Here is a 13,293-nt window from a genome sequence, read left to right on the forward strand (position 1 = left end):
TATCATTTTAAAAAAATTGGTTCTCCGTCCTTTACTGTGTACGGTAAAGAATAAGCTGGTACAAACGGGGAACCTTTCGAAAGTATATTTCGAATATCTTCTCCCTCTGTAAACTGCCCTTCATTTTTTTTCAAAGCGTCATATAAGTCGATTCTATAATCAACAAAAACTTCTCCTTTTTCATTAATTACAAAAGGAAGTCCTTTACCAGAATATGGACTTGTCACTTGTGGCACATCTTTATATCCTAGTTTTTTGAAATCCAATTCATATACACCATCTGAAATTACTTTTTTAAAAGGTGGATATTGATGTTCATCACGATACATCCTAAGCTTTAAAGATAGTTCCTGAATTTGTTCAGCCATCCTAACATCAATTAACTTTACTGTCGGATTTGTTTCAACGTCTATTAATACGTATTGATATACTCCTCCACTTTCATACGCATTCCCTGGCGCTTCTTGTATGTAACGCGGGGCAATCTGTTGAAAATCGATTGGATACTTTTGATAAATAGGTGTACTCATATCCCTCGTCTTAATTGGCAATATCCCATCATTTTGCTCCTTAAATGTCACAACAGCTTTTTGAACAACCTGTAGCTGATCTTCATAAGGAACCGCATTTTGCTTCATATTTTCTTTCGGATACAGACACCCCGTTAAAAGGCTCATACAACAAAATATTAAAATAATATGGAATTTTTTCACTAGCATCACCTTTTCATACTAATCTAATTTGCTCCGTATGTAGTATTTTCGAGACCATTCCATTTACTGCTGTACAGGTCCACTAAATACAACAAGAAAAATAACAATTCCTGACACAATCATAAGGGTGTACGCTACTAACGCTGTAATCCCTTTCAAAAATTTATTCTTTATTCTATGTCTACTTAATAAAATAAAACTTACTGCAAAAAACATAAATCCAATTGCCCCTAAAGCCAACCACATTTTCATAAGCCCTTCTGACATATACACACCCCTTTTTATTAATCTATTTTTATACTATTTTAACAAATTAAAATCTTTAAACAAATACAAAAAGAACATTTTACTACAAATCGCGAGTATGTAACTTTAATCAATAGGTTTTCCAGCATTTCTCACCAATCTAGGCAAAAATAAAACCGAAGCGATTGTATCTCTCGCTTCGGTTGACCAAATATGCCCAAAAACAGCTCTATTCCCATTCTTTCATGGCTATCATATGCAATCTCCAAACTCTTTGTTTCTCATAATTTATTTTTTAAACATTTTGCTTAACGAACCAAAATCTGTTGGCATATTATTATTAATAATCGCTTTTACAATTTGATCCTCTTGCTCTTTCGGCACTTCACGTCCCGCCATAAGAGCCACTTGATGAATTAATTGACGAAGTACAGTTTCATCACGTAAATTCGCATTTTGCACGGATGATGCTAATTTAAAAATATCCTCTTTATTTACTTTCGCTTCCTTCTCAATATTATTAAAAATATTATTATCCATTCTTTTCACCCTCTCCTCAAGTTACTCTTCATCCTATGCAAAAATGAAAAAATGGTGAAAAGACCCAAAAAATAAAAAAGCGACAGAAGTACAAATGTACTTCTGTCGCTTTTCTTTACAGTAAATCAGGTATAGCTTCCACTTCATGTTTTCGAACACGTCCCATCAATGAGCCTACTGCATCTTTTACGTTATTCCCATTGAACAGCACGTCATATAAAGCAGCTGTAATCGGCATTTCAACTTCCATTTTCTCTGCCAATTCATGAGCAGCTTTCGTTGTTCTTACACCTTCCACAACCATACCCATGCTTTCTAACACTTCTTCTAAAGAGTGTCCTTTTCCAAGCATATTTCCAGCGCGCCAATTTCGGCTATGAACACTTGTACAAGTTACAATTAAGTCTCCCATACCAGTTAGACCAGCAAACGTTAACGGATTCCCGCCCATTTTTCTTCCTAAACGAGCAATCTCTGTTAAACCACGTGTCATCAATGCCGCCTTTGCATTATCACCTAATCCAAGACCATCAGTTATACCAGCAGCTAATGCGATAATATTTTTTAACGCACCACCAAGTTCAACTCCAACGATATCTGGATTTGTGTATACACGAAAATAACTATTCATAAATAAATCTTGTACTTCCTCAGCCGCTTCCATACGCTTTGCTGCAGACGTAACTGTTGTCGCTTGTCGTAAACCGACTTCTTCAGCATGACTCGGTCCAGACAGTACAACAACATCTTTAATTAAGTGCTCTGGAATTTCTTCCTCAATCACTTCCGAAATACGTTTTGACGTACCAGGTTCAATTCCTTTGCTCGCATGAATCCAAGTAATTGGTTCAGTAACAATTTCTTTCATCTCTTGTAATACATCTCTGTACGCTTTCGTTGGTACTACTAGCAGTACTGTATTTACATCTACTAATGCTTCTTCTAAAGAAGAGTAGGCTACGATTGTGCTTGGCAATGTAATGCCTGGGAGATATCGACTATTCTCATGTTTCGTATTAATTTCATCCATAAGTTCTGGGCGATTTCCCCAAATACGTACATCATGTCCATTGTCAGCTAATACCATCGCTAACGCTGTTCCCCAGCTACCTGCTCCTACTACTGTGATTTTTGTCATAAAATCACATCCTCTCCATTAGTCTCTTGCTCTAGCGATAATGTGAATCGGCGTTCCTACGAAGCCAAATGATTCACGTAAGCGATTCTTTAAGAAACGCTCATATGAGAAGTGCAATAATTCTGGATCGTTTACAAACACAACAAATGTCGGTGGTTTTACCGCAACTTGTGTTGCATAGAAAATTTTCAGACGGCTACCATTATGAGTTGGCGTCGGATTCATCGCTACCGCATCCATAATTACATCGTTTAATACGTTCGTTTGAATACGGATACTATGACTTTCATTTACCTCATCGATAACCGGTATTAATGTTTGTGTACGTTTTCTCGTTTTTGCAGATAAGAAAACAATTGGTGCGTATTCTAAGAATTGGAAATGAGCACGGATATTTTCTTCAAATGCTTTCATTGTTTTTTCGTCTTTTTTCACTGCATCCCATTTATTTACAACGATAACAACAGCTCGCCCTGAATCATGAGCATATCCAGCGATTTTTTTATCTTGCTCAATAATTCCTTCTTCACCATCTAAAACAACTAAAACAACGTCAGAACGTTCAATCGCTCTTAGCGCACGAAGTACACTATATTTTTCTGTACTTTCATACACTTTTCCTTTTTTACGCATACCAGCTGTATCAATAATTACATAATCTTTTCCATCTTTACTATATGGTGTATCGACAGCATCACGAGTTGTTCCTGCTACATTACTAACAATTACACGCTCTTGACCAAGAAGAGCATTTACAAGTGATGATTTCCCTACGTTTGGACGTCCAATTAAAGAGAAACGAATTGTGTCTTCATCATATCCGTCTTCTTCAATCTTTGGAAAATGTTGTGCAGCTTCGTCTAGTAAGTCACCTAACCCTAATCCGTGTGTACCTGAAATTGGGAATGGTTCGCCAAATCCTAATGCATAAAAGTCATAAATGTCACTGCGCATTTCCGGATTGTCTACTTTATTTACTGCAAGTACAACCGGTTTATTTGAACGATATAAAATTTTTGCAACTTCTTCATCAGCTGCTGTTACACCGTCACGACCGTTTGTCATAAAAATGATAACATCCGCTTCATCAATTGCTACTTCAGCTTGTTGACGAATTTGTGTCAAAAACGGCTCGTCTCCAATATCAATTCCGCCCGTATCAATAATGTTAAATTCATGATTTAACCATTCTCCAGCGCTATAAATACGATCGCGCGTTACACCTGGAATATCTTCTACGATTGAAACTCTTTCTCCAACAATTCTATTGAAAATAGTAGATTTCCCTACGTTCGGGCGACCTACTATCGCTATTACTGGTTTCGGCATATACTTTCATCCTTTCAACTTGCTTCTGTTTATTATGTAAAAAACCCTTCTTTGTGCAAGAAGGGATTTGCATTCCAGAATATTTCTCAACGTATCAAAACACCTCACATTATAACACACGTTGCTAATGTTTCACAATAATATATACATTCTCTTGTAAGCGATGTGCTATACCATCTAAAATTGCTTCTAAATTATTTGCAACAAATTCTAGTTCCTCCGTCGATTCGCAAACGAATAAAGGAGCACCACCTGCAAATTTTTCTGGAGTCGTTGTTATAACTGCCAGAATAACACTTTCTAACATCATCTCTTATCTCCCCTTCCTTTTGGGGCTTCCGATGACATATGGACAGCACTTTCTAACGTTGGTACATTTCCTATGACACCTATCGCTTTCTCTGCATCTTGATCTTGCGGCAGGACAAAAATCCCAACCCTGCCATCCTCTAAATCACGCTTTGCTAACGGTACAAGCGCTGGTGTACCAGAATCTCTATAAATCCCTAACGCTACTGAAACATCGTGTAAAATAGCTTGTCGTTGCCCTAAATTTGAGATTGTAACCATCGCATCAATTGATTTCGGCTTTAAAATAAAACCCATACCATATTTCATAATTTCTTCTTGTCTTGCTGGCAATCCAATATTCATAATGTAAATATTGTCAATATAAAGCCCTGCTCCTTCAAAACGAAGCGGAACGTGCTCAATTTCAACAAGATCATGTAGCCTTTTACCAGACATTAATTTTTTCGCGATAAAAAATGCGATTATAGCCATAATTACTCCTGCAATCCATGAACGGAATCCTATATACGCAAACGTCGTTGCAAACGACGTTAACATTGCCAAATAGTTGCGACTTTCAAAAACCAATGCAATTCCTTCAATGTATGTATTTCCACGCGGTACGAGCTCATACCCATCTAATTGTTGAAGCGTATTTCTTTCCATATTACGTACATCACGAAATTGTGTCGCTGCTAATGTAAGAAATGTAATGGCAGAAAAATCTTTTTTCAAAATAGACGGGATTGCAATCGCTCCTAAAGCAGCTGCAATTAACCCCATTGCAATATGAATAATTTTCCCATGTAGCCTCGTCGGATATTGCCGCGTATCCGTCCGAAGCATTAGCACCCTTGTAACTGTCCCCGCTATTACGCCGCATAAAATGGCTGGTGTATATTCAGTCATGTATTACCCTCGCCTTTCTTTTACGTGTTTTTCTCTTAAACCGTTCCATGTATACTGATGCTTTTGCAATCCAAAACAATATTGCCATGAATAATGTAGAAATGGCGACGATATCAAAAAATGCTAAACTACCGTAATCATATGGAAAATTCAATTTCCTAAAAATAAATGTCACTAGCAGCTCTCCTTGTAACATCCCTACATATAGAGAACATAATCGTAATATGCGATCCCCATGCAATAACACCGATGCATACACAAGAGCACTACTTAGCAGAAACACTCTATCCACCACAATCCAAATCGGATCATATATTTCTAACAGATGAAAACTTGTATATAACATTGCAATAATAAGTGCCGAAAGTAAGCTATACAATTTTTTCCAGAAGGAATATAGCGTGATCCCTATAAAAGAAATAATACAAAGTAAAAGAGCATTTACTGATACCACGAATGAGGCAATCGTTACATGTAACGGAGAGCAAATTATAAAAATCAGTATACAAGCGCCTAACTTCCACCGGATAGGGTCCTTTTTCATAAAAAAGGTTACAATGATCCACCCTATCCAAGCTACAAAATAAAAAGTACTTCCATCCATCAACTTCACCTCCTATGTTTTCCATTATGGGAACTTTTTATGAAAGTTAATCCGCTTTATTTACGCATAGTTTTTTCTTATAACAGCAACACTTTTAACAAGGAGGTGGTATTCATTATGGGTAAAGATCGCCAAGAACGAAAACTACGAGAATCACGCCGCGTTGAATCCGATCGTGATCAATCACTACAATATCCAGGTGCAACTGGACTTGATACACCAGAACAGGCTCGAAAACAAAACCAGCACTAATTAATACAAAAAGACGGTTTCTATATTGTACGAAACCGTCTTTTACATAATCAGTTTAATGATTTCTATTTATATCGAAATAATATTTCGCATACTATATCCTCCCATTACTTCTTTTTACCTTCACCTATTCCCATTAAAAATTAAGTTCTCTCCAGTAATTCGACAACACACCATCTACATTTTTCAACCCTTTTTCAATTACAATTTTTACGAAATGATATTTTTATATAATGCTAATTCCATTCTCCACTTTATATTACGAAAAAGAATAGAACAAAAAAAAATCAACCGAATGGTTGATTTTTTATCTCCTACTATAATGCGCAGTATCAATACCACGCTGCATTAACCAATGATATGTTTCACCCTTTACAACAAGAGGTACAGATTGCAACTCTTCTATCGTCTTCGCACCAAGAGCTGTCATTATAAATTTCAAATCTGTATGTAGAAGCTCAATTTCATCTACTAACTTCTCGATACCATCTTGCATTAAAATACGTAAAAAATAACCAGCAAACGCAGTTGTATTCGCCCCTAATGCGATTGCTTTCGCTACGTCAAGCGCTGTTTGTATACCCCCAGATGCAATAAAAGAGAGGTTATTATTTGTAGAGGTTGCTTCAATAATCGAGGTTGCTGTTTGTATGCCCCAGTTATTAAAATAAGAAAGCATTCGCTGTCTTCTTTCGTTTTCAACAGCAGCAAAATTCGTACCACCTTGCCCACCAATATCAATTGCTGTTACACCTACGTTCACTAACTGTTGCATTGTTTCCTTACTCATCCCAAATCCAACTTCTTTTACAATGATAGGAACTTTACTATTTAAAACAATTTTCTCAATGCGCTGAAGTACTCCAGTAAAATCACGGTCTCCTTCTGGCATCGTTAACTCTTGTATGACATTTAAATGAATTTGTAATGCATTCGCTTCAATCATATCAACGGCGCGCTCTGCCTGCTCGATAGTTGCCTCACTACCTAAATTAGCAAAGAAAATACCATTTGGGTTTACCTTTCTAATCACCTTATAAGAAGCAGCTTCACTTTCATCTTTTAACGCCGCCATTTGCGAACCTACAGCCATAGCAAGGTTATGATGTTTCGCTACATATGCTAATTGCTCATTAATATGTAACGTTTTCTCTCCTCCACCACCAGTCATCGCATTGATAAAAATCGGCGAACTTAGTGAAAGTTCGCCGATTTTTGTTTCACATGTTATTGTGTCATAATTTGAATTTGGCAAGCTTTGATGCACAAAATCAATATCATGAAAGCCATGCGTACGAGACTGACCAGTAGAAAGAGCGTATTCAATATGATCTAATTTACGTTTTGCCCTTACCACTTGTACCCCTCATTATTTCTTTAATTTTTTCAGTTGTTCACCAATAATATCACTTAATTGGAAAGTAGCAGAATCAGCATTTGGCTCATACTGACTATAATCTTCAGTTACATTATTTTCCTCAAGCGCTTCTTTTATACTTAAAGAAATACGTTTCTCTGCTACGTGAACTTCAAGTACTTTCACTTTTACTTCTTGTCCCATTTCCAATACTTCATTCGGATTTTTCACGTGACGATTTGCAATTTGAGATACGTGTACAAGCCCTTCAACGCCCGGTAAAATCTCAACGAATGCACCAAATGTAACAAGGCGTTTTACTACTCCCTCACGAATATCTCCAGCTTTTATTTCGCCAGCAACGTTTTCCCAAGGTCCTGGTTGAGCTGCTTTAATTGATAAAGAAATACGTTGTGTATCAGCATCAACAGATAACACCTTTACCTTAACCTTTTGACCTTGCTCTAACACTTCAGAAGGTTGCTCTACACGTTCGTGTGAAATTTGTGAAATGTGAACTAAACCGTCCACTCCACCAACGTTAACGAATGCGCCAAAGTCAGTTAATCGTTGTACTGTTCCTTCAACAACGTCCCCTTCTTTTAATGAAGAAATTGCTTCTTTTTTCTTAGAATCTAGTTCTAATTCTACTACCGCTTTATGCGAAAGGATTACACGATTTTTTTCACGGTCTAATTCAACAATTTTCACCGCTAATGTTTTACCTTTATAGTCAGTAAAGTCTTCTACATAATGTACTTCTACAAGTGAAGCTGGAATAAAACCGCGAACACCAAGGTCCACAACTAATCCGCCATTCACAATATCTTTTACAGTAACATCAAATACATGACCAGAAGTAAATTTCTCTTGTAGTTCTACCCATGCTTTTTCTGCATCAACAGCACGTTTAGATAAGACAAGATCATCTTCTTCTAATTTAATAATTTTCAACTCTAGTGTTTGATCTAATTCTACAACATCGCTTGCTTTTTCAATATGAACGTTAGCTAATTCACTAATTGGAATTACGCCATCTGTTTTGTATCCAACATTTACAAGCACTTGTTTCTCTTCAACCTTCGTTACAGAACCTGTAACAACGTCACCAACTTGTAATTCTTTTGAATCCATAACTTCTTCATTCATTTTCTCTACCATGGAAATACCTCCCTACAGAATTGACAAAGCATTTTTTATGTATATACGAAATGAAAACAAAGTTTTCATTTGCATGTTTAAGAATTTCTCATCACATACTCTTTTTCAATAACATTCACAAGAAAATATATTAAACCTATATAAATAGTATACAGCAAAACCAGCTTGAAAAAAGTATGTTTTGAAATATAATAGCGAATATATTCTGACAGTTTTATTCCTCTTTAACTAACTTCTTACAAATCAGCTCATTTGTCAAGGAAAGAGACTCACAATTCACGTATCCTTTACATTTCTATTTAAACAAAAAAAGAAAGAGGACTATCCCCTTTCTTTATTTCGCAAACACTCCAGAAACAATGCTCATAATTTTTTGGACAACTTCTTCAATTGATAAAGAAGTCGTATCTAATTCCAATGCATCATCAGCCTTTTTTAGTGGAGAAACTTCGCGTTCTGAATCTAATTTATCACGCTGAGCAATTTCTTCTTTTAGCTGCTCTAAATTAGATTCGAAACCTTTATTTAAATTTTCTAAATGTCTTCTTTCCGCTCTTTCTTCAACAGAAGCAAGCATAAAGATTTTCACTTCAGCATCCGGTAATACATGTGTACCAATATCACGGCCGTCCATTACAACGCCGCCTTTTTTCGCTAACTCTTGCTGACGACGTACCATTTCTTCACGAACAAGGCGATGTTTCGCTACAATAGATACTCGATTCGTCACATCAGGTGTACGAATTACTTCAGAAACATCTTGTCCATTTAAAAATACAAGCTGTGTATTTTCTCCTTGCTGAAACTCAATATTTACATTCTTTACAACTTCCATTAACTGCTCTTCATTTTCAATGTCTACTTTTTGTTCAAGGGCTGCATATGTAAGCGTACGGTACATTGCGCCTGTATCAATATAAACGTAAGAAAGTTCCTTCGCAACAACTTTTGCCACTGTACTTTTCCCAGCAGCTGCTGGACCATCTATAGCAATTGAAATTCGTTTATCCATTGTAACACCTCATTTTTTCACTTATAAAACAAAACGAAAAGCAGGTGTTCACCCTGCTTCTTCTCATTTGCTTCACGTCATTAAATCCTCAATTATTGTAGCATAATCCTTCATAGAAGAAAATGAAAACTACCTATTCACCTGCAAGATTTCCACTTTGTTTTTTACCATGACACCCTCATAATAAACAATTTTAGATAAATATTTCACTGATGACTTATGTATAAATAACAATTGCACAACAGAAAGACAAATGAATTGTATTATTAATATACGAATAAAAATTCTCTCCATCTTTTTCACCGGAATTCTTCCCTCCTATACTATATTTGCACATTTCGTTTCATGATTTTATACATCGTACATATAGCAGTTAATTTTATTGTCATTTTCGAGACATACTTTTATACATTTCCATTGTCGAATTTACTCAAAACATGTTATGTTCTAAATGTATTTTTTTACTTGAAAGGGGTATAAGCATTGAAAAGAATCCTAGTTTTACACACAGGTGGAACAATTGCAATGGAGGAAGATAAAGAAACTGGGGTCGTACAACCAGGTGAAAAAAATCCTCTTTTAAAATTCATTCCTGATTTAGAAGGCGATGTTGATTTAATCGTTGAAGATGTGTTCCACCTACCATCTCCTCATATGACACCGAGCGAAATGTTACAATTACAAGTCATCATTGATGAAAGAGTAAAACAAGACAACATTCATGGCGTAGTCATTACGCATGGCACGGATACATTAGAAGAAACAGCTTATTTCTTAGATTTAACAGTACAAGCAACTATTCCGATCGTAGTGACAGGTGCAATGCGCTCTAGCAATGAGTTAGGTGCTGATGGTCTATATAACTTCTTATCAGCTGTAAAAGTTGCTAGTTGTGATGAAGCTGCAGAAAAAGGTGTTTTAGTCGTATTAAACGACGAAATTCATTGCGCTACAAATGTAACGAAAACACATACAAGTAATGTTGCAACATTCCAAAGCCCACAATACGGACCAATTGGAATGGTAACAAAACGCGGCGTTGTCTTCCATCACGCTTTAGTACATCACGAAACATATACGATAAACAAAGTGTCTAAAAATGTAGTTGTTCTAAAAGCATATGCTGGCATGGATGATACATTATTAGCAGCAATCGAAAATCTTCCTGTAGACGGCATTGTTATCGAAGCTCTTGGACAAGGTAATCTCCCTCCAAGAACACTACCTAGTCTAGAAAGATTATTAAATAGAGGTATTCCTGTCGTATTAGTTTCTCGCTGTTTCAACGGTATCGTTCAAGACGTATATTCGTATGAAGGTGGCGGTAAACACTTAAAAGATATGGGCATTGTATTCACATACGGCTTAAATGCACAAAAAGCACGCATTAAATTACTTGTTGCATTAGAGAATACAAATTCTCATGAATCCATTCAAAATATGTTTATGCACGAATAAAAAGGAGCTGTCGAGGTTTTCCCGACAGCTCCTTTTTATTTTTCTCTTGATGCAATGGTTTGCGCAATCGCATCTCCATGAAATCTTCCGTTCTCGATAAATATTTCATTTGCATTATTTCCAGCAGCAATGACACCTGCAATGAAAATATTTTCAGCATTCGTTTCCATTCTATCCTCTGTATAAATTGGACGTCCTGTTTCTTCATCAATCTGAACACCCATCTTCGTTAAGAAGCTATGATCAGGATGATAACCAGTCATCGCAAATACAAAATCGTTTTTGATTGTAAGAGCTTCACCATCAACTGTAAACGTTAATGTATGCTCAGTAATTTCTTTCACATGAGCCCCAAAATGCATTTGAATTGTACCATTTCGTACTAAAGCCTCAAATTCCGGCAAAATCCAAGGCTTTATGCTTGGTGAATACTCACTTCCACGATACAGTACCGTTACACGTGCACCAGATTTAACAAGTTCTAACGCGGCATCTACACTCGAGTTTTTCCCACCTATAACTACTACATCTCGATCAAAATAAGGATGCCCCTCTTTAAAATAGTGAGCTACTTTCTTCAATTCCTCACCTGGAACATTCATATAATTTGGATTATCATAATATCCAGTTGCTACAACAATATATTTCGCTATATATATTTCCTTACTTCCGTCACGCTTTGTCGTCTCAACCTGAAAAGCTTCTCCATCTTTTTGAACTTTCTCCACTCGCTCAAAAGCATTTACACGTACAGATTTACGTCTTACTACTTCACGATAATACGCAAGCGCTTGATTTCGAACTGGCTTACGATTTTCTGTAATAAAAGCTACATCACCAATTTCTAATTTTTCACTAGAAGAGAAAAATGTTTGATGAGTTGGATAATTATAAATGGCATTTACAATGTTTCCTTTTTCAATTACTAACGGATTTATCCCTACCTTTTGCAACGAAATTGCAGCCGCTAATCCGCACGGACCGCCTCCGATTATAATAACTGTTTCTTTCTGCATACTCGTCCACTCCTAGTCTTCTACCAATACACTATTTATAAAAACAAGAAAAAACCTACTTACAGCAGTAGGCACCTATCTTTATTGTATTCATTTTTCATATATTTGTCATCTAAACGAAACGTACATCCGATAGACATCTGCTAAAAACTGCTGAAATTTAATACCTTGTTTCCCTAATACATTCTCAGGATCAATCTTTCTAGCTGGATCAAGCGTTTTATGTGACACGATATCTTTTTTCGGATTTAAGCCAAAGTTTTGGCATAAATACGCATGATACCATGTAAAACGATTATATGCTTCCCAAAAGTTAACATCACCACCATAACAAAGTTCCACTCCAATGGCCGCCTTATTCGCGTCATAGCCATATAAGTCATTATCCGTCGGCACACCATATCGAACATGATACGCAACTTCATTTATAGGAATAATCTCCAATATTGTTTTATCATCTATAAATGTATGCGCCGAAGCTTTCGGTTGTAATTCATTAAAGTAATCTCGATTCCCTATCGCATTGCTTCCAGGATTCCCCGTATCATGGCTTACAATAAATCTCACTTTAGTCAGAGGAATCCCCGGTCGTGAACTTCCATATCCAATATAGTTGCGCTCTATAGGAAACATCGCCATTGCTACCAACTCCCGCTCTAGAAGATTACCTTACTTCCTTATATATGTATTCGGTAGCAATGTCCTTATCGCATATTTCTTACGCGAAGAGAAAATCGAAAATATTTGAAGTGAACACCATAAACAACAAGATACTTACAGCCACTCCATAAAAACCGTAAAACCAAACACAATCTTCTTTCGTATCTAAACCGAAAAATTTATTTACCGATTGTAATAATGTGCCACGCTTGCTTTGTTTGTTTCGTAATACTTCCACTCGCTCTACAACATCTGCTGGCATCATAAATCTTTGGTCTACTGTCATTTTCATCATTTATCTCTCCTTAAAATCATTTCCGTTTTGTTTATCTAAGGAGAGTATAGCACGTTTGTTCGTATAGAACAAGCGTTCTTTTTATTTTTATTTTATTTTTCAGCAAGCCAAGTAAAAATCGAGATTACAACGGCAATAATCGGCCCTACTACAACCACACCAAATACCAAAAACAGTAGCCCTTCCCCGAACATCCGAACGGTACTTATTTTTCGAGCTTTCATCGTTCTTGCAAGTTCTCCCTCTAACCTCTTAACCTTCTCTTCTAATTGTTCTACTCGTTCCAGCATTTCATTCTCCATATACAACACC

Annotated in this window: 18 protein-coding genes; 2 read left to right on the forward strand and 16 right to left on the reverse strand. The window is 36.4% G+C overall.

Features of this window, described 5'->3' with window-relative positions:
• Positions 1-2 precede the first annotated feature (2 nt).
• The 8 genes from ACTFO4_RS09755 to ACTFO4_RS09790 all read right to left on the reverse strand — a co-directional run bounded on the left by ACTFO4_RS09755 (position 3) and on the right by ACTFO4_RS09790 (position 5,770).
• The gene (locus tag ACTFO4_RS09755) at positions 3-713 is read right to left on the reverse strand and encodes a hypothetical protein (RefSeq protein WP_000713407.1); all 711 of its coding nucleotides are present in this window, start codon (positions 711-713) and stop codon (positions 3-5) included.
• A 63-nt stretch (positions 714-776) separates the two neighbouring features.
• Positions 777-980, reverse strand: coding sequence for a DUF2768 domain-containing protein (locus ACTFO4_RS09760; RefSeq protein WP_001289008.1), 204 nt, complete (start codon positions 978-980; stop codon positions 777-779).
• Positions 981-1,247: 267 nt separating this feature from the next.
• Positions 1,248-1,499, reverse strand: coding sequence for a stage VI sporulation protein F (locus ACTFO4_RS09765; RefSeq protein WP_000369754.1), 252 nt, complete (start codon positions 1,497-1,499; stop codon positions 1,248-1,250).
• Positions 1,500-1,614: 115 nt separating this feature from the next.
• Positions 1,615-2,637 carry an NAD(P)H-dependent glycerol-3-phosphate dehydrogenase gene (locus tag ACTFO4_RS09770; RefSeq protein ID WP_000161763.1) on the reverse strand — a complete coding sequence of 341 codons (1,023 nt, stop codon included), beginning with the start codon at positions 2,635-2,637 and terminating at the stop codon, positions 1,615-1,617.
• A gap of 18 nt (positions 2,638-2,655) precedes the next feature.
• The gene (gene der, locus ACTFO4_RS09775; protein ID WP_001125893.1) at positions 2,656-3,966 is read right to left on the reverse strand and encodes a ribosome biogenesis GTPase Der; all 1,311 of its coding nucleotides are present in this window, start codon (positions 3,964-3,966) and stop codon (positions 2,656-2,658) included.
• Positions 3,967-4,090: 124 nt separating this feature from the next.
• Positions 4,091-4,276, reverse strand: a complete 186-nt coding sequence (locus ACTFO4_RS09780) for a capping complex subunit for YIEGIA (RefSeq protein WP_000979059.1) — start codon at positions 4,274-4,276, stop codon at positions 4,091-4,093.
• Positions 4,273-5,166, reverse strand: a complete 894-nt coding sequence (locus tag ACTFO4_RS09785; protein WP_000141596.1) for a YIEGIA family protein — start codon at positions 5,164-5,166, stop codon at positions 4,273-4,275. The genes ACTFO4_RS09780 and ACTFO4_RS09785 overlap by 4 nt, the downstream gene beginning before the upstream one ends.
• On the reverse strand, positions 5,159-5,770 hold the full coding sequence (locus tag ACTFO4_RS09790) for a YphA family membrane protein (protein ID WP_048655806.1): 612 nt from the start codon (positions 5,768-5,770) through the stop codon (positions 5,159-5,161). The genes ACTFO4_RS09785 and ACTFO4_RS09790 overlap by 8 nt, the downstream gene beginning before the upstream one ends.
• A 117-nt stretch (positions 5,771-5,887) precedes the next feature.
• Here ACTFO4_RS09790 and ACTFO4_RS09795 point away from each other — a divergent pair, with 117 nt between their 5' ends.
• Positions 5,888-6,022, forward strand: a complete 135-nt coding sequence (locus ACTFO4_RS09795) for a YpzI family protein (protein ID WP_000513900.1) — start codon at positions 5,888-5,890, stop codon at positions 6,020-6,022.
• A 307-nt stretch (positions 6,023-6,329) separates the two neighbouring features.
• Here ACTFO4_RS09795 and ACTFO4_RS09800 read toward each other — a convergent pair whose 3' ends face one another.
• From ACTFO4_RS09800 to ACTFO4_RS09815, 4 genes are all read right to left on the reverse strand, one after another.
• Positions 6,330-7,379 (reverse strand): type 2 isopentenyl-diphosphate Delta-isomerase, encoded by a 1,050-nt coding sequence (locus ACTFO4_RS09800; protein WP_000251036.1) that lies wholly within the window; start codon positions 7,377-7,379, stop codon positions 6,330-6,332.
• Between the two features lie 12 nt (positions 7,380-7,391).
• Positions 7,392-8,540, reverse strand: a complete 1,149-nt coding sequence (gene rpsA, locus ACTFO4_RS09805) for a 30S ribosomal protein S1 (protein WP_000229559.1) — start codon at positions 8,538-8,540, stop codon at positions 7,392-7,394.
• 334 nt (positions 8,541-8,874) lie between these two features.
• Entirely contained in the window at positions 8,875-9,552 is a 678-nt protein-coding gene (gene cmk, locus ACTFO4_RS09810; protein WP_061456975.1) for a (d)CMP kinase, read from the reverse strand.
• 129 nt (positions 9,553-9,681) lie between these two features.
• Positions 9,682-9,855 (reverse strand): YpfB family protein, encoded by a 174-nt coding sequence (locus ACTFO4_RS09815; protein WP_000738057.1) that lies wholly within the window; start codon positions 9,853-9,855, stop codon positions 9,682-9,684.
• Positions 9,856-10,035: 180 nt separating this feature from the next.
• Here ACTFO4_RS09815 and ansA point away from each other — a divergent pair, with 180 nt between their 5' ends.
• Positions 10,036-11,010 carry an asparaginase gene (gene ansA / locus ACTFO4_RS09820; protein WP_000822010.1) on the forward strand — a complete coding sequence of 325 codons (975 nt, stop codon included), beginning with the start codon at positions 10,036-10,038 and terminating at the stop codon, positions 11,008-11,010.
• Positions 11,011-11,045: 35 nt separating this feature from the next.
• On the opposite strand, the gene ACTFO4_RS09825 is transcribed toward ansA, so the two are convergent.
• The 4 genes from ACTFO4_RS09825 to ACTFO4_RS09840 all read right to left on the reverse strand — a co-directional run bounded on the left by ACTFO4_RS09825 (position 11,046) and on the right by ACTFO4_RS09840 (position 13,283).
• Positions 11,046-12,026 carry a YpdA family putative bacillithiol disulfide reductase gene (locus ACTFO4_RS09825; RefSeq protein WP_001168522.1) on the reverse strand — a complete coding sequence of 327 codons (981 nt, stop codon included), beginning with the start codon at positions 12,024-12,026 and terminating at the stop codon, positions 11,046-11,048.
• Between the two features lie 108 nt (positions 12,027-12,134).
• Positions 12,135-12,665 carry a peptidoglycan recognition protein family protein gene (locus ACTFO4_RS09830; protein ID WP_001240655.1) on the reverse strand — a complete coding sequence of 177 codons (531 nt, stop codon included), beginning with the start codon at positions 12,663-12,665 and terminating at the stop codon, positions 12,135-12,137.
• 79 nt (positions 12,666-12,744) lie between these two features.
• Complete coding sequence (locus ACTFO4_RS09835) at positions 12,745-12,981, reverse strand: DUF3961 domain-containing protein (RefSeq protein ID WP_001983018.1); 237 nt, start codon at positions 12,979-12,981, stop codon at positions 12,745-12,747.
• Between the two features lie 92 nt (positions 12,982-13,073).
• A complete protein-coding gene (locus ACTFO4_RS09840) occupies positions 13,074-13,283 on the reverse strand; it encodes a hypothetical protein (RefSeq protein WP_000426763.1) in 210 nt (69 codons plus the stop codon).
• Between the last annotated feature and the right edge of the window lie 10 nt (positions 13,284-13,293).

The sequence above is a fragment of the Bacillus cereus group sp. MYBKT14-1 genome (assembly GCF_051915185.1).
Taxonomy (GTDB): domain Bacteria; phylum Bacillota; class Bacilli; order Bacillales; family Bacillaceae_G; genus Bacillus_A; species Bacillus_A cereus.

Excerpts from the sequence above, each read along its gene's own strand:
- ACTFO4_RS09760 (WP_001289008.1), bottom strand. The coding sequence starts at position 980 with ATGTCAGAAGGGCTTATGAAAATGTGGTTGGCTTTAGGGGCAATTGGA.
- ACTFO4_RS09765 (WP_000369754.1), bottom strand. The coding sequence starts at position 1,499 with ATGGATAATAATATTTTTAATAATATTGAGAAGGAAGCGAAAGTAAAT.
- ACTFO4_RS09770 (WP_000161763.1), bottom strand. The coding sequence starts at position 2,637 with ATGACAAAAATCACAGTAGTAGGAGCAGGTAGCTGGGGAACAGCGTTA.
- der (WP_001125893.1), bottom strand. The coding sequence starts at position 3,966 with ATGCCGAAACCAGTAATAGCGATAGTAGGTCGCCCGAACGTAGGGAAA.
- ACTFO4_RS09780 (WP_000979059.1), bottom strand. The coding sequence starts at position 4,276 with ATGATGTTAGAAAGTGTTATTCTGGCAGTTATAACAACGACTCCAGAA.
- ACTFO4_RS09785 (WP_000141596.1), bottom strand. The coding sequence starts at position 5,166 with ATGACTGAATATACACCAGCCATTTTATGCGGCGTAATAGCGGGGACA.
- ACTFO4_RS09790 (WP_048655806.1), bottom strand. The coding sequence starts at position 5,770 with ATGGATGGAAGTACTTTTTATTTTGTAGCTTGGATAGGGTGGATCATT.
- ACTFO4_RS09795 (WP_000513900.1), top strand. The coding sequence starts at position 5,888 with ATGGGTAAAGATCGCCAAGAACGAAAACTACGAGAATCACGCCGCGTT.
- rpsA (WP_000229559.1), bottom strand. The coding sequence starts at position 8,540 with ATGGTAGAGAAAATGAATGAAGAAGTTATGGATTCAAAAGAATTACAA.
- cmk (WP_061456975.1), bottom strand. The coding sequence starts at position 9,552 with ATGGATAAACGAATTTCAATTGCTATAGATGGTCCAGCAGCTGCTGGG.
- ACTFO4_RS09825 (WP_001168522.1), bottom strand. The coding sequence starts at position 12,026 with ATGCAGAAAGAAACAGTTATTATAATCGGAGGCGGTCCGTGCGGATTA.
- ACTFO4_RS09830 (WP_001240655.1), bottom strand. The coding sequence starts at position 12,665 with ATGGCGATGTTTCCTATAGAGCGCAACTATATTGGATATGGAAGTTCA.
- ACTFO4_RS09835 (WP_001983018.1), bottom strand. The coding sequence starts at position 12,981 with ATGATGAAAATGACAGTAGACCAAAGATTTATGATGCCAGCAGATGTT.
- ACTFO4_RS09840 (WP_000426763.1), bottom strand. The coding sequence starts at position 13,283 with ATGGAGAATGAAATGCTGGAACGAGTAGAACAATTAGAAGAGAAGGTT.